The 22,022-nt window shown below is 64.9% G+C and carries 11 protein-coding genes; 3 read left to right on the top strand and 8 right to left on the bottom strand.

Annotation, left to right across the window (positions count from 1 at the left end):
• Positions 1-277: 277 nt before the first annotated feature.
• From LY12_RS00695 to LY12_RS00680, 4 genes are all read right to left on the bottom strand, one after another.
• Positions 278-1,837 (bottom strand): 3'-5' exonuclease, encoded by a 1,560-nt coding sequence (locus LY12_RS00695; protein ID WP_253852587.1) that lies wholly within the window; start codon positions 1,835-1,837, stop codon positions 278-280.
• 217 nt (positions 1,838-2,054) lie between these two features.
• Entirely contained in the window at positions 2,055-6,119 is a 4,065-nt protein-coding gene (locus LY12_RS00690) for an Eco57I restriction-modification methylase domain-containing protein (protein ID WP_253852586.1), read from the bottom strand.
• 335 nt (positions 6,120-6,454) lie between these two features.
• Positions 6,455-6,739 carry a hypothetical protein gene (locus LY12_RS00685; RefSeq protein WP_253852585.1) on the bottom strand — a complete coding sequence of 95 codons (285 nt, stop codon included), beginning with the start codon at positions 6,737-6,739 and terminating at the stop codon, positions 6,455-6,457.
• Positions 6,733-6,987 (bottom strand): hypothetical protein, encoded by a 255-nt coding sequence (locus tag LY12_RS00680; RefSeq protein ID WP_253852584.1) that lies wholly within the window; start codon positions 6,985-6,987, stop codon positions 6,733-6,735. The genes LY12_RS00685 and LY12_RS00680 overlap by 7 nt, the downstream gene beginning before the upstream one ends.
• A 255-nt stretch (positions 6,988-7,242) precedes the next feature.
• Here LY12_RS00680 and LY12_RS00675 point away from each other — a divergent pair, with 255 nt between their 5' ends.
• The 3 genes from LY12_RS00675 to LY12_RS00665 are packed head-to-tail and all read left to right on the top strand — an operon-like array spanning position 7,243 to position 8,949.
• Positions 7,243-7,572, top strand: coding sequence for a hypothetical protein (locus LY12_RS00675; protein ID WP_253854769.1), 330 nt, complete (start codon positions 7,243-7,245; stop codon positions 7,570-7,572).
• Entirely contained in the window at positions 7,553-8,086 is a 534-nt protein-coding gene (locus LY12_RS00670; protein ID WP_253852583.1) for a DUF6879 family protein, read from the top strand. The genes LY12_RS00675 and LY12_RS00670 overlap by 20 nt, the downstream gene beginning before the upstream one ends.
• Before the next feature lie 11 nt (positions 8,087-8,097).
• Positions 8,098-8,949, top strand: coding sequence for a helix-turn-helix domain-containing protein (locus LY12_RS00665; RefSeq protein WP_253852582.1), 852 nt, complete (start codon positions 8,098-8,100; stop codon positions 8,947-8,949).
• A gap of 29 nt (positions 8,950-8,978) precedes the next feature.
• Here LY12_RS00665 and LY12_RS00660 read toward each other — a convergent pair.
• From LY12_RS00660 to drmD, 4 genes are all read right to left on the bottom strand, one after another.
• A protein-coding gene (locus LY12_RS00660; protein ID WP_253852581.1) for an IS3 family transposase occupies positions 8,979-10,159 on the bottom strand; the annotation gives its coding sequence in 2 pieces (ribosomal slippage) (positions 8,979-9,872 and positions 9,875-10,159; 1,179 coding nt in all).
• Positions 10,160-10,240: 81 nt separating this feature from the next.
• Positions 10,241-14,395, bottom strand: coding sequence for an NACHT domain-containing protein (locus LY12_RS00655; RefSeq protein ID WP_253852580.1), 4,155 nt, complete (start codon positions 14,393-14,395; stop codon positions 10,241-10,243).
• Positions 14,396-14,567: 172 nt separating this feature from the next.
• Entirely contained in the window at positions 14,568-18,635 is a 4,068-nt protein-coding gene (locus tag LY12_RS00650) for an Eco57I restriction-modification methylase domain-containing protein (protein WP_253852579.1), read from the bottom strand.
• Positions 18,632-21,781 (bottom strand): DISARM system SNF2-like helicase DrmD, encoded by a 3,150-nt coding sequence (gene drmD, locus LY12_RS00645; protein ID WP_253852578.1) that lies wholly within the window; start codon positions 21,779-21,781, stop codon positions 18,632-18,634. The genes LY12_RS00650 and drmD overlap by 4 nt, the downstream gene beginning before the upstream one ends.
• Between the last annotated feature and the right edge of the window lie 241 nt (positions 21,782-22,022).

The raw sequence follows: 22,022 nt of genomic DNA, 5'->3' as shown, positions 1-22,022 counted from the left end.
GGCCGGTCGTTGACCACGAGTTCGGGGACTGCGCCGTCTCGCCGGCCGCCGACCAGCGGTGCCGCGCTGACTCAACGCGCCTACTACCGACATATGGAGCCGCTAGGAAACGCTCATCCGGCGCATGCGGCCCGGGCCGGGCTCCAGCTTTCAACGGGTCCTCCCCCTGCATGCTCACTAGCATGCCCGCCATCTCATCAGTGAGCATGTTCATTGACCATGCCCACGTGCACTGCTCGTTCCACACCCGGTGTGCGGCCGGTCGATCGTCACGCGATCAGCCGACGACGTGCCGAAGCACTTCGACAACGCCGGCGGCAGCGGTGGCAGTCATGACCGCGGCCACGGCACAGCCGCCGCGTTTGCTCGTGGGGGCCGTGCTCGCGGGCACCCGCACCACGATGCGCCGTTCGTCCCAGTCGTCGTAGCGGTCGATGAACTGTTCCCGGTACTCCGCGGGGGTGAGTTCACGGGGACGCCAGTACTGGTGCCAGTCCGACCCGGCTGCCTGCTTCTGCGCCTCGCGTTCGGCGGTGAGCTGTTCGGCGACGACTTCGCCCTCGGCGTTCGCGAACAGGCCGCTGCTCGCCGCTGCAAGTTCTCCGTCCAGGATCTCGCGGGCCTTGCCCGGTGACACGACGTCGATACCCATGCTCTGGGCCTTGCCGATGCGAGGGTCGTCGTCAGTCGTGTGTGTGATGACCAGGTTGACGGTCTTGGTGACGTTGACGGCCGAGGTCGCGCCGTGGCCGACGGCGAAGTCCATGAGGTCGGACGTGTCCGCCGAGTCGTCGATGGCCAGCAGACGCCAGCCTTTGAGTGGGCCGTTGCGCCGTGCCCGGTCGGCGGCGGCTGCTTCCTCCAGGTCGCTGATGAGGTGCGATGAGGCGAGTTCCTTGGCCGCGCGCCGGAGCTCCCGCAATTCGGTCGTGGTGACCGTGCCGTCGGCCTCGGCTCTCGCTCGGGCTTCCGCCAGAAAACTCTCGTGGACGCGCCGCGCTGTAAGCTGCGTCAGGCCTGCGCGGGCGGCGAGCGTAGCCAGCTGCGTGGCTTCCTCGCCGACGACTTTCCCGTCGGCGAGGGCATGGCCGAGCATGGCCCGGTAGTCGCGGAGCCCGTCCTCTCGCGGTGCGGGCGGCTGCGGCATGTAGGGCAATCGTGCCGTGAGCGTCGCGAGCCAGCCTTCGGAGCCTTTACGGAGGCCGGCTGCGCGCGGAGCGATCGGGCCGCCGCGGGGCAGCTGCGGCAGCGACGTGGGCGCCGGCCCGGACCAGGCGAGGCGCTGCGGCGATTCTCCGATGAGCGCTGCCAGTACCGCTGCGAGCGCTCGCGCATCTCCGAGCGCGGAGTGGCTGGCCGGTGACCACTCGCCAGTCAGCAGGTTGACCATGCTGCCGAGGCGGTAGCCGTACTGGTCGAGCTGCACTCGAGTAGTAATCAGGGTGCACAGGCCCGGTACGCCTGTGGGTTTAATGCCCAGCCTGCCGAACTCGGCGTCCAGGAACTTCTCCTCGTACTCCAGGTTGTGGCTGACCACGATCGCGCCGTCGAGATACGCGAGAACGTCTCCGGAGATCTGGGCGAACGTCGGTGCCAGTTGCACGTCGACATCGGTGATGTCGTGGTATTCGTCGTTGGTGATCCGGGTTTGCGGATTGACCAGTGTCGAGTACTCGTCGAGCACCACCCCGTCACCGCGCATCCGCACGATCCCGATCTCGCAGACCCGGGCTCCCTCGGCCGGCTCCAGCCCGGTGGTCTCGAGGTCGATCGCCGCGAACGTCAAGCTCCGCGGATCGACACCCGGCGAGCGGGTCAGCTGGCCCTGAGCGAACACGAACAACCTCCATTGGCGGACGGGCGGGGTCTGGCGAGAAACGTCGCCGCTCCGGTGTGTCGACCGGCTGCGCGGCGGCGTTAGCGGCGATATTCGAAATCGGCCGAGCCTTTACCTCGCCGAGACCCGTTCCTCATTTCGCAGCGCCTCGTTAACCGCGCCTCTCCGTTCTGCACGAACGCGATCCCGGCAACCCCTGCTCCGAATTCGGACACCGTCAGAGGAGCGTGTCGCGAGCGTGGTGCTTCGCGTTGCGCTTGGGGCGACTCTTTCGCCCCGGCTGCGTCTCAGCTTCCTGTGCTGCGCGTTCGTGGTTGAGTTCGAGGAGGCTGTCCAGGATCTCGCGTTGGGCCGCGGGGCCGATCGTGTAGCGGGTCTCGCGGCCGACCGGGTGGAAACCGTGATCCAAGCCGCCGACCGCCTCGACCCGATCCTCCCAGCAGTAGGCGCGGATCGTGGCCGCGTCGATCTCCCGGTGAATACGCCGCAACTCCTCGATGTCCTCGTCCCGACAGTCCGGGTCGAAGACCAGGTTGTACGTCTTCGTCAGCCCCGCGTTGCGGGCCAGCATCACGTCCCGGCGATACGTGTCGAGACGTTCGCCCAGCTCACGCAGCTCATCGGTCAGCTCCGGCAAGGGGAACGTCTCGAACACATCCGACGGCGTGTAGCGAATTCGTGTCTCCAGAGTCGAGCCCCGGGACTTCGCCCACCAGTAGTGCGGCCCGCTCGACAACAACGCCAACATCGCCGCGTCCTCGGACGCAAACACGACCACAGCCTCGGAGATCACCTGGCCCGTCGGCACCATCACCGGCATCACCGTCTTACTCACCCGAGCAAGCACGACAACCCGCTCCAACCCGGCGATGGCCTCCACCAGATCAGGAGCCCGTTCCGCGTACTGCCACCATCGCTCCCGACGCACCTTCCGCTTGTTCTTGTCCCGATCAGGCTTCACTTCACGCAGAACCTGGTCGTAGCACTCCGGATACTCGCGCGCCCGGTCTTCGCTCCAGTCGTGGAAGTTGATGACCCAGCGACTGCCGGAGCAGTCCGGGCGGGAGTTCACGTCCTGCCCGTTCAGGTAGGGGAAGAGCACGTCCTTGTTGACGGGGTTCTGGGCGATGAGTTCCTGCACTCTGCCGGGTTCCATCGTGAACCCGAGACCGAGAACGTAAGAGCCGATAAACGAGATGCCTCGATTAGACGTCAGTCGTTGCGGCGCTCCGATAGCGCGTGATTCAGGATCAAGCGACGACGTGATCGCGGGGACGGCCACTCCGTCGGCGCGGCTGTCGGCGTCGTCTCCAAGCGGTTCACAGCTGGTCGCGATGATGCAGCACTCCAGCGCGACGCTCTTGGTCGGCCACTGCATGCTCTTCGTGGCACGGCGGATCGTGGTTCCGGCTGCGACGACCTGGTCGAGGCCGACTTCGCGGGTGTCGCCCTGGGCGAGCGTGTTGGTTGCGATCAGTCCGGTCTGGCCGGTGGGTTTGAGCAGGCTGTGTGCACGTAGCACGAAGTACGCCACGAGGTCCGCGCTGCCGCGGACGCCGTTGCCGATGGCGTGGATCAGGTATTCGCGGTAGGCGTGGCCCTGGGCGCTGGTGAGTTTCTGGCCACCGAGGTAGGGCTGGTTGCCGACGACGGCGTCGAATCCGCCTTCGTCGAAGACGTCGACGAACACCAGCGGCCAGTGCAGTGGCCGGCGTGGGAACCCGGTGTTGCCCTGGTCGGCGCGCAGCCAGGTGTCGGCTTGGTCGCGAGCGGGTTTCGTTTCGCCGTCGCGCATGACCTGGTTCGCGAGGTGTGCGGCTTCGACGGAGGCGCGGTTCATGCCTCGCGGCCCTTCGGGGGCTCTAGCCAGGAGCGCGCCGACGAGTGTGTCGGCGGCGATTCGTAGGTCGGCTGTGTCGTCGGCGGCTTCGCGGTCGAGTTTGCGTTTGTCGTCGAGCCAGTCCAGAGGACTGCCGAGCTGCGGGAGTTCGGCGATCCGGCGGCGGGTGTCGGCTGCCTTCTCGATGCGTGCCTGCGTGCTCGCGGTCCAGGCGAACAGGTCGCTGTGCAGGTCTCGCCCGGCGGCCGGGTCGAGGTGCATGCTGCGCACCTGTTCGATCGAGGTGACGCCAAGCAGCGAGTCGCCGGTTTTGAGTCGGTCGTCGAGGAAAGTGAACGGCTTGTCGCCGTCCATGGACACCAGCCACAGCGACACTTTGGCGATCTCGACCGCGGTGGGGTTGATGTCGACGCCGTAGAGGCAGTGTTCGATGACCTGCCTGCGCGCCTCGACGACGACCCGGTCTTCTTCGACGTCGCCGAGCGCCCGGGAGATCTTGGCTGCCATCGCGCGGTCGTCGCCGTCGCGTGCCCACGCCTCGACGAGCCGCTGGCCGAGGTAGCGGGCCGCGGCGACGAGGAACGCGCCGGAGCCCATAGCGATGTCCGCGACCTTGAGTTCGAGCAGCTCGTCGGCGGTCTTGGGGACCCAGCGGCTCTCATCGGCGGTCTGGATCGGGCCGACGCGATACACGAGGGGTTCGAGCGCGTCGCGGACGACGCGCTCGGCGAGGTCGCGAGGTGTGTAGTGCGTGCCGGTGTCCTGGCGTGCGACCGATTCGGTCACGAACAGCTCCCCCGGCAGGATGACCATCGGCAGTCCGCGCAGATCTCGGCGGATGAGGTTCGCGAACGGCAGGAGGCGGTCGCTCAGTGCGGCGTCACCGCGTGTGGCGGCGAGGAGCTTCTGGCGCTGTTCTTCGCGTTCGGTGGGTGACGGTGGGGCGAGTTTCCGTGCCAGGCCGCGGGCGGTGCCGATGCCGGTTTTCCGGTAGGCGTTGGCGATCCGCTCGGCCAGCTCAGCCACGTCGGCCGATTCGGCTGCGTACTGTTCCAGTTCGGAGAGCGGTGCTTCGTGTTCCGCGCCGGACTTGCCGGTGAGGCCCAGGTACACCTCGTCGGCGCGGAAGGCGTCGTAGGCGAGGAGGCCTTCGTAGGTGTAGCCGATCTGTTCGACGTCGAGTTCGCGGAACGAGAGTTTGCGACGTTCCTTGTTCTTGCCGGTACCGGTTTCGACGTATTGGACGGCGCGGAGGACGTGCAGGATGGTCCGGTCGTCGATGTTCGCGGGCAGCCAGGGGTGGCTGGTGGTATCGAAGAGTGACCCGTCGTGCGGGTACATCCAGAGCCGCTGGTGGTCGACGCCCCAGTAGACGGCTTCGAAGAGGGCGAGGAGCCGGTGCCAGGCGGCGTGGCTGTGTTCGAGATCGTCTTCGCTGGATTCGAGGGCTTGGGCTTCGAGGTCGGCGCATAGCCGGCCTGCGGAGTAGGCGGTGGCGTAGAGCTCGTTGTCCGAGGGGAGCATGCCGCGTTCCTCGGCGAAGAGCAGGAAGACGATGCGCATGAGGACCGAAACCGAGCCGCGGTAGACGGTGTCCGCGCCGATGTCCGTGATCCCGGGTTCGCCGCGTTCGCGCTGGACGGTGTCGGCGCGGCCGATGGCGGCGACGAGCAGTTCGACGGCTTCGCGTGCTTGTACGCCGAGGGATTCGGTGATTTCTTCCTGTGAGTCTTTGCTGGCTTCGAGGAGTGAGGGCAGGGTCTCGTCGGCGGGAACGCCGAAGAAGCGATGTCGTGACAGGAGCGACGTGAACGCGCGGACCACGTCCCGTTCGGCGGTGTCTGCCCAGCCGATGGCGTCGAAGGTGGCGGTGCCGGTGGCTCCGTCGTGTTGTGCCCAGACGAGGGTCCACCAGCGCCCGTCGGTGGTCAGGCCGAGGGGCACGTCGTGTGTGCGGCACAGTCGTGCCAGCCGATCAGTAGCGCTCGCGGCCCAGGCGTCGCCGGGCTGTCGTCCGGTGGGGTGGACGCCGGGTGGCGTCACGAGCCCCAGTAGCCGGATGGAATCCGGTTTGGCGGCGCCTCCGGGCTCGGTGAGGACGAAGCTGGGGACGATCGACGTGTCATGTTCCGGTACTGCCACGGCGAGTGGAGCAAGGTCGACGTCCTCCGCCCAGTGGAGTTCGTCGGCCCAGCCGAGGAGTCCTGCGAGCACGTAGTGGAGCCATGCTGGTTGGCTGGTCGCCGGATCGGCCTGCCAGTTGGCGTGGTGCTGCCGCAACGCGGTGCGGGTGCGCTTGTCGAGCGCGTCGAGCGTCGGCCACGCGGTGCGCAGCACGGGGATGGAGATAAACGGCCCGGTGATGTCGACGAGGTTGAGCCAGTCCCGGTGCTGCTGCGTACCTTCTGGAACTCGACCGCGAACCTTCCGTGCCGCTGCCATCGGCTCCCCCGTCCGCACGACCTTCGCTCGTTCAGACCACGATCACGCCGCCCCGATATCCGCCTATGCGACGATCTTGAGCACGCTATTCAGCTTTCCGGCCGCGGGAAACCGCTCGGAGAGGCACAGGGCTCCCTCGATTGCTGCCGCTGGGTGGTCATCAGCGTGGCCACTACCGCCAGAACGGTATTTCGCCTACGCCAACCGAATTGACCGAGGTAAAGTGCCGACGTTTGCAACCGTGACACCACCCGAGAACGCTAGCGGACTGGGCTGGACTCCGGGCAGCGCCAGCGCGTCGGGGTCAACTGACGCCGCCCGGATGTTCATGGTGATCACATGCACCGACGGTCACGTCTCGGCGGGTTCATGTCGCTGGGAGGCAGCGGGCTGATCTCCATTGCGCACCACATGCAGTCGCGCGTGTAGGTGCTGTTGTCGGCTTGCGCGATGCGGTCGGTGGTTTCGCACAGGATGCGCACGTACGTGCCCGGTGCGGGCAGGCCGCGGGCATCGGTCAGGTGGCGCACGCCGTCGAACACCGGCATGAAGCTGGGTAAGCCGTCGAAACACGGTGCAGCCGGGTCGATCAGCGATCCGGAGATCCTGCCGGTCACCATCCGAGCACCTCGTTCACGACCTCGGCGCAGGTGCCGTCGACATTGCGTAACCGGCTGCCGAGCATGTTCTTGCGTATCGCGGTGGCCCGGTCCGGACCGGTCACGTACACCGAGTCGACGTAGGCCGAACGCGGGCGCACGTACACGAGCACCTCGGGCGCAGCGGGGTTCCCGATCGGAGTTCCCTGCCATCCGGCCAGGACCAGTCGGGACAACGCGGCCATGTCGTCGGAGTAGTCGCTGGTCACGGGTCGGCTCCGGTCGTGGTATTTCGGGGTTCGCAGGACTTGGGCTGTCATCGAGCGGCAGCGATCACGCGGACCGCGCCTGGTCCAAATGACTGAGCAGGACGCTATGGCTGAGCGGAGTCAACGAGCCATAAGTTTGCTCTAGTTTGCTCACATTGCGGAGAACCTGCTCCGAGGTCTTGACCAGTCATAGCAGGTCACCGCACCATGAGAACTCTCGCGCAAATCAGCGCACGGCATGGTGGAGGGGTAGTGATGCAGATCAGGTTTCTCGGCAAGGAGACACAGGGCGGGGGCTCGCCGACCTTGTACGCGACCGACCGTGGCACGTATGTGGTGCAGGGATGGAAGGTCAGCGGGCAGGAGACGCACGTCGAGATACCGCACCGCTTGCTGGGACATGTCGAGAAGGGGAAGTGCCTGGGAGCACAACTCTCCGACACCGGGCGTGGGAGCTTCATCCTCTCGGGATCCCCAGTGACCGACACCGTAGCGTTGGGGCAGATGGACATCCCGGGCCACGAAACGTGCGTCGAGGTGCCGACGAAGAAGGAGGTGTGGGTCAGTGGAGCTGCTGCAGGGTGAGGCGTTCGACGCGCTCTTCTCGGCCTTCGAGCGCGACGCGTTCCACCTTGAAGTGCAGGACACCTATGACACTCCCGACGAGTCGGGGCCCTTTCAGCTGTTCCTGAGGGGCGAGCACGACGACTTCGGCTGGTTTCAGCCGTGGTTGGACCTGGTACGTCATGCCACGTCCGCCGGGCGGACGGTCCGGAGAACCCGAGTGGTGACGGTGCCCCACGCCGATTACACGCGGTGGGGCCTGACGGTCGCCGAGCACAACATCACCGCCGGGGAGGACGTTCGGTGGCTACCGCGTCACCTGGTCGATGCCGGCGACCTGTCGGCCGATGACTTCTGGCTCTTCGATGACGCGCTCGTGGTGTTCACCGTTTTCGAACCCGGTGGGCGGTTCGGCGGCGGTGCGACCACCAGAGATCCCGTCATCGTCAACCACTGCCGGGCCGTGCGTGATCGGGTCTGGCAGGCGGCGATTCCGCACCATCGGTATGTGGAGACTGAGTACGTCACCGCGTAGGACCGGATCTCGTGACGCATTCGCTCCGTGAGGCACGCCAAGCACTCGGCCAGCAGCTCCGCGACCTGCGCAAGGACGCGGAGCTGACCGGCCGCGGCTTAGCCGACTTGGCCGGGTGGCACAGCTCGAAGGTCTCGAAGATCGAGTACGGCAAGCAGACGCCGTCCGAGGCTGATGTCCGCCTCTGGTGCCGGTACACCTCAGCCGAGAGTCAGATTCCCGACCTGATCGCTGCGGTCCGCAACATCGAGTCGATGTACGTGGAATGGCGGCGGATGCTCAGCGGTGGCACTCGGCGCCGCCAGCACGCATCACGGCGACTCGAAGCCAACACGAAGCTGATGCGGTGGTATGAGCCCGTTCTGGTTCCCGGCATCCTGCACACCGCCGAGTACGCCACGGCCGTCATGCGCCGAGTGATCGACTTCTACGGAATCCCGGACGACCTCGACGCGGGTGTCGCCGAACGCATGGAACGTCAGACCGTCCTGTACCGCGGTGATCACCGGTTCCACTTCATCCTGGCACAGCAGGCATTGACCACGATGGTCGGCGACGTCGACACGATGATCGGCCAACTCGACCGGCTGTTGGCAGTGATGTCCCTGCCCAGGGTCGTCTTCGGCATCGTGCCGCACGACGCCGAGTACCGTGCACCGACGAATCAGTTCATCCTCTTCGACAACCGCCTCGTACACGTCGAGACGATCTCCGCGGAACTGACCATCAGCCAGCCCCGCGAAGTCGCTCTCTACCGCAAAGCATTCGACGAGCTTGCAGAACAGGCCGTCACAGGTACCGCAGCGCGAACTCTCATCACCGACGCGCTCGACCAGTTCCACCACGCTCGGGAACCGAGATGAGGGGCTGCTGAAGGAAGCTGTGACAGTGGTTAGGCCGCCGGGGTGGCGGTGTGGGTCATAATGGTTTCGTATTCGTTGGGGGTCAAGCGGCCGAGCCGGGTTTGGCGGCGTCGGCGGTGGTAGGTGCGTTCGATCCAGGTGACGATCGCGATCCGGAGTTCTTCCCGGGTGGCCCATGTGCGGCGGTTGAGCACATTGCGTTGCAGGAGGCTGAAGAAGCTCTCCATGGCGGCGTTGTCGCCAGCAGCGCCGACCTGGCCCATCGAGCCGCGCATGTGGCGGCGCCACAGGGCTTGTTGCACCTTCTTGCTGCGGAATTGGCCTCCGCGATCGCTGTGCAGCGTGCAGCCGGCGACGCGGCCACCACGGCGGGCGCCGGCCGATTCCAACGCGTCCAGGGCGAGCTGGGAGGCCATCCGGTCGGCGATGGAGTAGCCCACGACCCGGTTCGACCACACGTCCTTGACTGCGCAGAGGTAGAGCGTGCCCTCACTGGTGGGGTGTTCGGTGATGTCGGTCAGCCACAGGCGATTCGGCCTGTCAGTGGTGAACTCGCGGCGCACCAGGTCCTCGTGCGCCGCCGGCCCCGGCCGGGTCCTCTTCTGCCGCCGCTTCTTGCCGAACGCGCACCACCACTGGTTGTCCGAGCAGATCTTCCACACCGTCCGGTCCGACACCTCGATGCCCGTGGCGGTGACCTCGTCGTGCAACAGGCGGTAGCCGAACTTGGGGTCCTCGCGGTGAGCGTCGAAGATCGCGTTCGCCGCGTAGGCCTCGTCGTACTCGGTGTCGGTGACCGGCCTGCGCAGCCAGGCGTAGTAGTGCTGGCGGTGGAGCTTGAGCACCCGGCACGCCACCGCCACCGCCACCCGGATCGGGGCGTCGGGGGCGACCAACTCCCTTACGAGCGGGTAGAGCCTTTTCCCGGCAGGTTGCCCTGCGACAAGTACGCCGCCGCCCGGCGCAACACCTCGTTCTCCTGCTCCAACAGACGATTACGGCGCTTGAGCTCACGCAGCTCAGCCGCCGCATCCGAGGACACACCCGGCTTGGCACCGTCCTCGACATCGGCCGCGCGCAGCCACTTCTGCAACGTCATCGGGTGAACCCCGAAGTCGCTGGCGACCTGTTCGATCGTCACACCCGACTCGCGGTTACGCGCGACCCGGACCACGTCCTCACGGAACTCACGGGGATACGGCTTCGGCACAGTGGCATCCTTCCACGCCCACCTCTCGGCAAGCGAACTCAGATGTCACACATCGCTTCAGCAGGCCCCCGTCCTACCTGTTCACTCGCTTTCGCGAGGGTTCCACGCGATGGCCTGCGATTCGCCGGCCGAAGCTGGACTGCGGCGCGTGGCGACCGCGGCGACAAGTTCGATGGTGGTGTCGTTGAGAATGTAGGAAGCGCTGGCGCTAACCCACCTATACATGTCGTCGGGATCGTGCTTCTCAAGTTGCTTGTTGAGTAGGACGGTCCAAAAGAGTGAGTAGCCACGGTCTGCAAGGCGGTCGACGAGATCTCTCCGGAGGACGAGGGTGGAGGATGCGTTCGTCCCTGCGGTGGGGTCGACGACGGCGGGACCGATGACGTCAGTCCAGGTAAAGTCTTTGCCGTGGTCGAGCTTGAGGACCTCAAACAAGAGTCGGCTGGGCACGTGCCCGCTGATATCGGTGGTGTCATGAGAGGAACCGGTGCCGTTATATTCGGCGTTCGGGACGTAGAGCGTGACAGGAATGGGGACGGCACCATAGCGAGGTTCCGCTTCGCCGCTAGCGCGATTCCACTCGGCTGAGAATGGATGATTCGCGAGATGGCAATTGTAGAGTTCGGCATGCTCGGGCATCCACCGACCATCGTAGTCCTGGCCACCCCCTTCTGCGGCCCATGATTTGAGGGAATCAAGATCTTCGATCCGAACGATGTAGCTTCGAACCTGCATCCAGATGCTCAGGTTTGGTGGATTGAAAGCGGCTATCTCGGGCGGCAGTTCTTGCGCCCAGTTGGCATAGCGCACGAGGGAGAGCCAATGGGTGCCGTCGTAGTCTGTGAGAGCGATGAGATCGAGTGGGTCAGGCACCCCATCGATGTCGGACGGGTAGTCTTCCGTGATTTCTGCCGGGAATGTCGCAGCTGCCGGAGCGAACCAGGGCAGCGGCTTGTCAGGATCGGTAGTTTCACGGTAGATAATAACTGTCGGATCGATATCGTGGTAAAGAACCTGGTCGAGGCTGTAGTAGTCGAACGGGAGCGCCGCATCGTCCCAGCGATCCGTGAGTTGATAGTTATCGGCGAGCCGGCCTAAAAGTTCGTGCAAGGCAATCCACTGGTATTTCTTGCCGTACCGTTCGATATATCCTTCGTGACCCCCGCGGCGCCCGCCATCTAGGTTGGCGAATCGTTCCGGCGTCCAGCCGAAGTCTACGACGCGGCTGAAGATGGCGCGTTCCGCTTCACGTTCCACATCCTCGTAGTTCGGAACGTCGAAGTGCTCGATAGCCGGTTTAACGACGTACCGACCGAAGTCGCCGGTGATGCCAGTCAGCGACCGCAAGATTGACGAGTATGCGTAGTCTGGCGCGCCTGTCATCTCCTTAACCTGCTCATGCGGCAGGCATTCGACGGGCCATACCGATCCGTACGGCGGCGTCCAGTCTGGACCAGACCAACCGTGGGCTTTAGCAGCGTCCGCAATGCGCCGCAGGTAGTCACGGGTCGCGAGATGTACGGGCATGCCATCTGCGACGAGATCGGCAGCAGCGTCGGCAACGACGGTGATGGTGTCAGCGTCGTTGGAGCGGAGAGCGACCGAGCACGCAGCTGCGGCGAGACGTTCGACGACGTAAGGGTCGTCGCAGCCACGGAACGCCTGGACAGCCGAGGCAAGCCCTGACAAGTTGCGCTCCCCGACAGCGACGAGAGCCCTCGTTGCATGGTCGCGTACCCGGCGGTCGGTGGTGGTGAGCAGCCAGCCGATGGTTAGGCCGGATAGCCTTGCGAGCTCGTCGGGTAGGCGGTCGCTCCCCGGGCTCTTCGGCCGGGCCCAGTTGAGGAGAACCTTGACGGGGTGGTCGATGCTGATGTCGTATGCCCCCACGAGCCACTCGGACCAAGTTTTGTCCCTCTGCGCGAGCGGCCGGTTGAGGAGGAACCGGTGGAGACAATCAGCGTTCGTTCTGTGGTCGGGGACGCATGCAACCCGGAGCAGCGCCTCCCAAGCCTTGACTTCTAGTCCACCATAGGCTATGAGATTCGAAACTATCTCGGCTGTCCGATCGGTGGTGTTCTCGGGGGAGCGGAGTGCCAAGCCTTCGAGGAACGCATCCACCACCGGCCACTCGACGGCACCTTCTCCGTCACTAAATAGGTCGACAACTTCGACACCGAGCTTATCCGGGGCGAGGACTGCAAGCGCGCCAATTACGCCGTTCTCATACCAGTGGCTACCCGCTTCAAGAGCCTCGTACCAGGCGGCGAGCTCGGCCACCGACTTCTCTGCGAGGAGTTCCGCGCGCAGGACGTCACACAGGCGCTGGTAGGTGAAAACCACATGGTTATCCCTGGTCTCAAGCAACAGTCCCTCGCGGAGCATCCCGGCGAAAAGGCTCTTTGACCAGCCACGGTCGGGGAGGGCACCGTCAACAATCTGTTTGATCTGATTGCGTTCGTAAGGGCCCGGACCGAGTGCCGCAAGTTCCCGGGCGACGACTCTGACGAGGTGAGACGTGCTGTCGTAATCGCACCGGTCGGGAACTGCGAGCCGTTCGTTCACTGCTACAAGGAACGCATCGCACACAGTCGTGAGCCCCACTGTACCTAGCGTGAACCGGGTCTCGCCAAGCGTGCTTAGCGCCTCGCAGGCGAGTTTGAGAAACAGTGCGTTGCCGAACTCTGGGTTCAAGACCGGGAACGTGACGCTTTTGAGCCCATACTCGGCAACGTAGCGATCGACAGCCTCGGGAGTTGCCTCAGCGAAGCCGAGGTGTTCGACCCTCGGGAGTTCGTTCTCTCCCACGACCGCCTCAACGAACTCGGTTCGGCAGGATACGGCGAGCACGACGTTCGGATACCGATCGACTGCTCGTGCGAGTGCACGGAGTTCCGTGTTCCATCGACCGGCTTTGGCGCCCTCGTTGATGGCGTCCACCATCAGCATCGCTGAGCACCCGGCAGCCTCCGCGGCGGCGTCGAGAAGCTTAAGGATCTCATCGAGGTGTCCATCGATCTGCGTGAGCTTCCCTATTTGGGGAAGTAAGGTGCCCTCATCGAAATCCTGCCCGAGCAGGACGAGCGTCGGGTATCCCTGAGCGAGGCGGCGTGATGCAACGTCGCAGAACAAGTGGGTTTTCCCGACGCCCGCCCGCCCCGTCATGAGGAGCAGACCGCGCTCAGCGGCAACCGTGTCAGCGCTACGTAGCAACTCAAGCGCCGCCCAAGTCGCCTCCTCGGCCTTTAGCACGTTGCTGTGAACGGAGGCAGCCGCGCCAACGTAGTAACCGCCGTCACGTAGGTAGTCAGTACGCAACCTCGTTGAGACAGTGTCGAGTTCAGGCTCTACCGCTTCAATCTGGTCTGCAATGCCGGGTAACGGGCCAGTACCGCGAGCAACGTCGAGAAACTCTCCCAGCGCGACTTCTGCGCCGGTCAGTCTTTCGACGCATGTGTCCAGGTGTACCTGGAGGTCCGAATCGTCGGCGGGTGCCCGCCAGGTCGCCGACCGGGCAGACCGTAGGCTTGCGAGTGCGAGCTGAATTCTGTGGACGTATGCATCCGACCGACCAAGACCTTCGAGTGCACGGACCGCATCGACCTCGATGTGAAGCTCCGGAGCGTACCTCCGACCAACTTTGGAGATGACGTCATCGAGCCGGTGCTGCTGCTCGTTGGCTGACATAGCCGCCGCACCAAACCAATACCGTACTCGGCCTGCATTCTCGACCCGTGTCAGCTGATCACTGAGCTCACTTGCACCTACGTACAGGAACTCGACTTCATTGCCCTTATCCTTGGCGAGCTTCTCCCACTCTTCCTTCTTTTCCTGCCACCGAGTGGCTGCCGACTTTACTGGTCTACCATTTTGGACGGTGTCACCCGCCGGGAGGTCGTACGGCAGTGCAATGAAGTACCGCTTCAGGTTCGGCTCGGTTTCTAACGCTCGGACCACCGACTTACGCACTTGAGCGATCTCACTGTCGCCAAGCGCGAACAGGTACTTCGCTTGCCACGCCCACACATCGCCGTTCTCCAGGATCCCGGTGCCTTCACGGCCGCCATCGGGGTTCCCGAACCGGCGGAAAGTTGTCCCCTCGGGCCAGTCGATGAGGCCTGGAATGCCGTCTTTGATGACGAGGGAGGCCACCTCCTCGAAACCACCCGAGCGTGCAGCGGGGGACCCGTGCGGTCGGACCTGCCGGAAGTCGATATCCGGTACGGCGGGCGTCATCGTGCCACTCCGGTCATTGATGTCACATGCACCATCCCGTCTTTTCCGTACGCCGGGCCAGCCTTAAAGTCGTGTTCTCGGCAATTGCAGGGCACCTCGTGGCTTGCGATATCGGTAACTCGCAGTCGTGAGTGTTTAGACTCGCTAGAACGACGATAAACACTCACCAGAACTAGAAGAGGGTTTCTTCTTCGGCTTTTTTTGATTTCTTTTTGTCGTGGAGGCCCTGGGCTACTTCTTCGGCGTAGCGTTCGTGGTTGAGTTCGAGGAGGCTGTCCAGGATCTCACGCTGGGCTGCGGGGCCGATCGTGTAGCGGGCCTGGCGGACGACCGGGTGGAAACCGTGGTCCAAACCGCCGACCGCCTCAATACGGTCCTCCCAGCCGTACGCGCGGATCGTGGCCTTGTCGATCTCCCGGTGGATACGGCGCAGCTCCTCGATGTCCTCGTCGTGGCAGCTAGGGTCGAAGACCAGGTTGTACGTCTTCGTCAGACCAGAGTCGCGGGACAGCATCACGTCCCGACGATACCCATCCAGCCACTCACCCAACTCGCGCAGCTCGTCAGTAAGCTCGGGCAACGGGAACGTCTGAAACACGTCTGACGGAATATAGCGGAAATCCGACTTTAGCTTTGACCCGTATCGTATTGCCCACGAATGGTGGGATGCACTCGACAACAGCGCCAACATTGCCATATCGTCTTTGGCGAATACGATGAGCGCGTGTGAAAATACCTGATCGGTCGACACCATTGCTGGCATAGCAGTCTGACTCGTTTGCGCTATTACAACAACACGGTCCAACCCGTCTGTAGCCTGCACCATACTACGCCGATAGTCAGCGTACTGCCACCAGTACTTCCTGTGCGCCTCTCGATTGCGCTTGTCACGCTCTGGCTTCACCAATTTGCGGACACGCGCCATAGCAGCAGGATACCCATCCGCATAGTCCAGATCCCAATCATGGAAGTTTATTATATTTCTGGAGGACGCTAAGTTGCTACTCGTATTTAGATCCTCGCCATTCAAGTACGGATGTACCACTTCATCGGATACTCGATCTTGTGCAACTAACTCCTGCGCTTCGTGGTGGGACATCACGAATCCCATTCCATTTACGTGATGCCCAAGAAATGCGATCCTCGTGTTGCGAATCAGTCGATTCGGTTTTTCCGAGGTTCGTGAAAATGGATCCAAAGAAGAGTTTATACCTGAAACCACATTTCCATCAGCTACACATTCGGCACATTCACCTAATGGTGCACAACTAATCCAAACTATGCAGTATTCAAGTGCGGCCGACTTTGACGGCCACGGCGCAGCATTTAGAGAGCGCCTGATTGTCAGACCGCGCGCCAAGAGTTGATCAAGGCCAACTTCTCTGGTGTCACCCTGAGCGAGAGTATTGGTGGCAATAAGTCCTGACTGCCCACCCGTAGATAGTAATTCGTGTGCTCTCAACGAGAAGTATGCGATTAGGTCAGTATTGGTCCCTTTAACGCCATTTGCGATCGCCGAGGCGAGATACTCGCGATAACTACGCCCTAGGGTAGGCCTGAGTTTTGCGCCACCCAGGAACGGCGGGTTCCCGATCACCGCATCGAAACCATCTTGCTCGAAGACTTCCGGGAAGGCCAGCGGCCAGTGCAGGGTCTCGCGGGCGAGGTTTCCGTCCGGCAGGTCGGTGTCCAGCCATTCGCGCGCCTGTTTGCGGGCTTCCATCTCGGCGGTGTCGAAGCGACGGGCGTAGTCGGCGGCCGCGATGGAGCCCGCCGCCAGGCCACGGCCGCCACGGCCCGCATGTGCCAATGCAGCGCCTACCGCGAGGTCCGCGAAGATGCGGGCTCGGCTCGTCTTGAGGGCGGATTCCTCAAGGATCGCACGCTTCCGGTTTAAGCCCTCCAACGTCGAACCGTCGACCTCAGTGAGCTTGCGGCGGTCCTCAGCAACCTCGGCCACCACCGACCGGACGTTGGCCAGCAGCTGCGGGTCCAGGCGGTCGTGCAGCTCTCGGCCCTTCTTCGGGTCCATGTGCATGTACTCGAGCTGGTCCAACGACGTGATACCGAGCAGCGAATCACCCGCGACCAAGCGGTCGTCCAAGAACGTGAACGGGCGGCTCGGATCCATCGACACCAGCCACAACGACAGCTTCGCCATCTCGACGGCCATCTTGTTGATGTCAGCCCCATAGAGACAATGCTCGATGATCTCCCGGCGCGCCTCGACCACCACCGGATCGACATCCGCGTCACTGATCGGGGTGCTCGCCTGATAGTCAAGTACCCGGTCGTCGCCCTCACGGGTCCACGCTTCGAGGAGCTTGCCACCGAGATAACGGGCCGCAGCGACGAGGAATGCGGCCGACCCCATCGCGATGTCGGCGATCTTCAGCGACAGGATTTCCGCGCTGGACTTGAGCTTCCACTCGGTCCTGTCCGCCGTCTGCAACGGCCCCGGCTCATACACCAGCGGTTCGAGCGCGCCCTCGACCACTTCCTCGGCCAGCTCACGTGGCGTGTAGTGCGTGCCGGTGTTCTTCCGCAACGGCGAGTCCGTGACATACAGTTCGCCCGGCATGATCACCACCGGCAGCTCGCGCAGGTCCTGGCGGATCACGCCATAGAACGGCAGCAGCCGCTCCGTCAGCGCGGCATCGCCGTCAGTGGCGGCCAGGAGTTTGCGGCGTGCGTTCTCCAGCTCCGTCCCGGACAGCGGGGCGAGGGCCTTCTCCAGCGCCTTCGGCGTGCCGACCTTGTAGTCCTTGTACTCCTCAGCCAGCTTCTTCGCGAGCCCGGAGACATCGTCCGCACCCGCGGCGAGGTTTTCTAGCTCCCGCAGGCCGACTTCCTTCTCCACACCGGCCTTGCCGATCAGACCGAGCACCACGTCCCCGGCACGGAAACCGTCGTAAGCCAGCAGGCCCTCGTAGACGTAGCCGATCTGCTCCACGTCCAGCTCGCGGAACGAAAGCCTGCGCAGCTCCTTGTTCTTCCCAGTGCCGACCTGCACGTACTGCACGGCACGCAGCATGTGCAACACCGTGCGGTCGTCGATCGTGCGCGGCAGCCACGCGAACTGGCCCGGGTCGAACAGCGATCCGTCATGCGCGTGCATCGTGAGCTTCGGATGCTCCACGCCGTGATACACCGCGTCGAACAGCGCCAGCAGCCGGTGCCAGCGCTGCGAACTGTGCTCCAGGTCGTCCTCACTGCCCTCGCGGGCCTGCTGCTCCAGCACCTCACACAGCCGCCCCGCCGAATACGCATGGGCGTAGAGCTCGTTGTCCGCCGGGAGAAGCCCGCGCTCCTCGGCGAACAGCACGAACACGAGGCGCATCATCACCGAGACCGCGCCGCGATACACCTCGTGCGCCTCGACGTTGTCCAGCCCCTGCTCGCCACGCCCACGCTGAGCGGTGTCCGCCCGGCCGATCGCCGCGACCAGCAGCTCCACCGCCTGACGCACCTGAACGCCGAGGGCCTCGGTGATGTCCTCCTGCGAGTCCTTGCTCGCATCCAACAGCGTGACGAGCTTCTCGTCGTCCGGAACGCCGAAAAACCGCTGCCGATTCAGCAGCGACACGAATGCGCGGACCACGTACTCTTCCGACTTCTCCGGCCAGGACGCCGCGTCGAACGTCGCGGTCGTGGTCACCTTCCGGCGCGGCGCCCACACCAGCGTCCACCACCGGCCGTCGGTCGCCAGCCCCAGCTCCACCTCGTGGTGGCGGCACAGCTGCGCCAGCCGGTCCACCGGCGTGGCCGCCCAGCTCTCCCCCTTCACCCGGGCAGTCGGCGGCGAGCCGGTCGGGCACACCATCCCGAGCAGTTCCGTCGTCGCCGGCTTCGCGTCCTCGCCAGGCCGCACCAGCGCGAAATCCGGGACCACCCGGGTGTCGTGCTCCCCCACGTCCATCGCCAGCGTGTCCAGCTCGTCCTCACTGTGCCAGTGCAGGGCGCGTTCCTGCCCGCCGTCCCAGCCGAGCAGTTCGCCCAGCACGTAGCGGATCCAGACCTGCTGACCGGCATCCGGATCGGCCAGCCAGTCGGCGTGCGCCTGGCGCAGCCCCTCACGCGCGGTCTTGTCCAGCGCGTCCAGGCTCGGCCAGGCCTTGCGCAACACCGGCAACGATAGGAACGGGCCGCTGACCTCGATCAGGTTCAGCCAGTCACGGTGCTGCTGGGCGCTGTCCGGCGCGTGCGAACGACCGCCGCGTCCGCTGGTCCGGGAACTCATCGGATTGCCTCCCGCTTCGGCACGACGAACACCACCGCGATCGGGAAACGGTGTTCCTGCGGATCGCTGTAGCGGGCCGCGATCGCCTCCAGTTCGCGGTCCCGCTCGGTCGCAAGCTCATCGAGCCGCTGCTGCCACTTCTGCCTGTCTCGCCGCAGCTGGGCCAGCTCCTCCGCGGGCTTCGTGGCCTCGACGGGGAACAGCGCGTTCTCGTCGGCTTGCTCGTCGCCACTCAGCTTCGCACTCAGCGTCGCGGAGAACTGGTCGATCACCTGCGTGATGCGGGTGCGTTCCTCCTTCTCGCGCTGAGCGAGCCTGCGGGACAGCTGCTCCCACTTAGTGTTGCTGCGCCAGTCCAGCGTGTTCACCAGACCGTCCGACACGCGTGGCCAGCGCGCGGCCAGCCGCCTGCGAACCGGCTCGGACGCCGGCGTGCCCGAATCGAGCGCGCGGCCGAGCATCCCGCCCAGCCGGCCCAGGTTCTCCAGCCTGCGGAAACGGCCGTTCTCCGGAGCCCAGCCGCCCGCGTAAAGCACTTCCTCGTGCAGCCGGACGCCGTCGGCACCGACCAGGACATACCGCGAATACGCGCCGACCAGCACGTCCTCCAGCTCCGGGTCGTCGCTGACCACAGCCGTCGCACGGTGCAACCCGACGTCCTCATTGGACACGGCGGTCCGCAACAACCGCGTGGACATCGCGACCAGCGGATGATTCAGATGCGCCAGCACGACGTCGTCGCGGCCCCGCGCCACCTCCTGGTCGAACGTGACCGGCAACTGGCGCGGCTGCGCGTCCCGCGCGCGTTTCCCGTCCTCGCCGGTGCCCTGGAACTTCTCGATCAAACCCTCGGTGGCGCGCACCCACGAGCCGGTCATCGTCGGCACGTCGTACAGCCCCTCGGCGAGGTGCTTCTCGTCGCGGTGCTCGCGCAACGGCTGCTGGTTGGCCAGGTTCAGCGCGGTGTCCACCACGCGCTTCACCCTGCCGGGCGTGATACCGAGTTCACCGACGGTCTCCTCGAGCTTCGCTCGCAGCCTGCGCACCTGGTCGCGCACGTTCGACTCAGCGGCGACGCGCTGCTTGTCCCGCCCCGCGGAATCCACGTCCACCTTCAGCGACTCGCCGAGCATCCGGCGCTGCACGGCGTCGGAGAGCACCGCGTTGACCGATCCGAGGTCAGCCTCCATCTTCGAAACCTTCTTCGCCACCCGGGACAGGAACTCCAGGTCGGCCTCGTACGTGCCGACCGGCGCGTCCCAGCCGGTACCGACGAAATGCCGGATCTCCGGGGTCTCCTCCTGGCCGTACCGGTCGATGCGGCCGATGCGCTGTTCGAGCTTGTTCGGGTTGAACGGGATGTCGTAGTTCACGAGCCGGTGGCAGTACCGCTGCAGGTCGATGCCCTCGCTCGCGGCGTCGGTGGCGAGCAGGATACGCACCGGATGCTCCTCCGGCGGCTTCTGGAACGCCAGGCGCAGCTGCTCGCGCTCGTCCGTGCCGATACCGCCGTGCAGTTCAGCCAGGCGGTCGCCGGCGAGGCCTTCCTGGCGCAGCAGCCCGGCCAGCCACAGCTGCGTGTCCCGATACTCGGTGAACACGACGACCCGCTCGTTCGTCCACTTCCCGTCAGGACGGCAGATGGCGACGAGGTGGTCGAGCAGCTTGCGAGCCTTGGCATCCGGCTGCGCCTCGTGCGCGAGCGCCCAGTCGCGCATCCGGTTGAGCAGTGACGTCTCGTCGTCGTCCGCGTCCGGCTGCATGGGGCGAGTGCGGCCGAGCGCATCGTCCTCGGCCTCGGCCATGCGGTCGTCGTCGTAGGACGCGAGATCGTCGAAGAAGTCCTCCATCCACTCCGGGATGTCGTCCCCGCTCGCAACGGGCGCAGCGCTCTTGCTCTTCAGCGTCTCCAGGTAGACCTCGATGGTGTGTTTCAGCGCCGCCGGGCTGGAGAACATGCGTTTTTTCAACAACAGCGTCACCAGGTCGGTGGCCTTGTGCCCGCGCCGGGTGGTGAGCTTCTTCCGGCGCTGCTCGGCGAACCGGGTGAGCAGGTCGTGGATCTCGCGCTCGGACTCCGGATACTCGACCGGGATCGCCTGGGCATCGCGTTGCGTGAAGCGCGGGTTGCCATCGGCGTCGGTGATGTCGCGCTTGAGCCTGCGCACCACAGTCTCGGCCACGGCCGTCTCGTCCGCGTTGACGCCGCGGGCGAACCGCTGGTCATCCAGAATTTCGAGCAGCGCGGTGAACGAGGCCTGGTACCCGTTGTGCGGCGTGGCCGAGGCGAACAGCCGGTGCGTGAAATGCGGTGCGAGCTTGCGGATCAGCTTCGTCTGCTGCGAATCCACCGCGTACACCTGCTTCGGAGCAGCCGGGGCAACGTGGTGCGCCTCGTCGAGGATCAGCAGGTCGAAGGTGCGCGGGTAGGAAGGCCCTTCGGCGGGCAGCACCTCGTCCAGCAGACGCTGCGCCTTGGCGCCTCGCAGCCACGGCAGGCTGACGATTGTCAGCGGGTAGACGTTGAACGGGTTCGCCGCGCTGCCGTACTCGCGCCGCACCTGGGCACAGCGCTCCGAGTCGATGATCGTGAAGTCCAGGCCGAACTTCTCGGCCATCTCGTCCTGCCACTTGGTGGTCAGTCCCGCCGGAGCAACGATCATGATGCGCTGGGTGCGATGCCGCAGCAGCAGCTCCTGCGCGACGAGCCCGGCTTCGATGGTCTTGCCGAGACCCACGTCGTCGGCCAGCAGCAGGTTCACGCGGGGCGCGCCGACCGCGCGTGCCAGCGGTTCCAGCTGGTAGTCCTCGATGGCCACGCCCGAGCGGTAGGGCGCCTGAAGAGTCTGCGTGTCGGCCGAGGTGACCGCGGACCAGCGCACCGCGTCCAGGAACGCGGCGAGCTGCTCGGGCGGGTCGAAGCCCTGCTCGGTGACGTCCGGCAGCGAGCCGCTCGGCAAAACTTGCCTGCCCGGCTCGACCTCCCAGATCACCTCCAGCGTGTCGCCGAAGCGGCCGTCCTCGACACTCTGCAGCGACACCAGTGTGTTGCCCGCAGCGGCGTCGATGTCGCTGACGATCCACTTATGCCCGCGTACTGCGACCAATGCCCCCGTCGTGAGTTCGGCCGTGGCTCCGTCCGCCATGTATCGCCCCTCGCTCTCCGTACGCATACCACTCGGCAGCGCTCGCCTTGACCGTGACGCTATTACGTACGGGCCACGCACACTATTGCGCGAAGGGCCGCGCCCAAGGGATACGCCCACTACACCTTCGTCGAGAACATCCCCGGCGTAACGGCGTGAGCGCCCAATCGGCATCACAACTCAGTGACGAGGTCGCATCTTCGGAGTGACCAGGGGAGAGCGACAGTCGTGCACGGGCCCC

It is taken from the genome of Prauserella alba, assembly GCF_024171735.1.
Taxonomy (GTDB): Bacteria; Actinomycetota; Actinomycetes; order Mycobacteriales; family Pseudonocardiaceae; genus Prauserella; species Prauserella alba.
The sequence above is the reverse complement of the archived record's forward strand: the minus strand, read 5'-3'. Positions and strand labels throughout refer to the sequence as shown.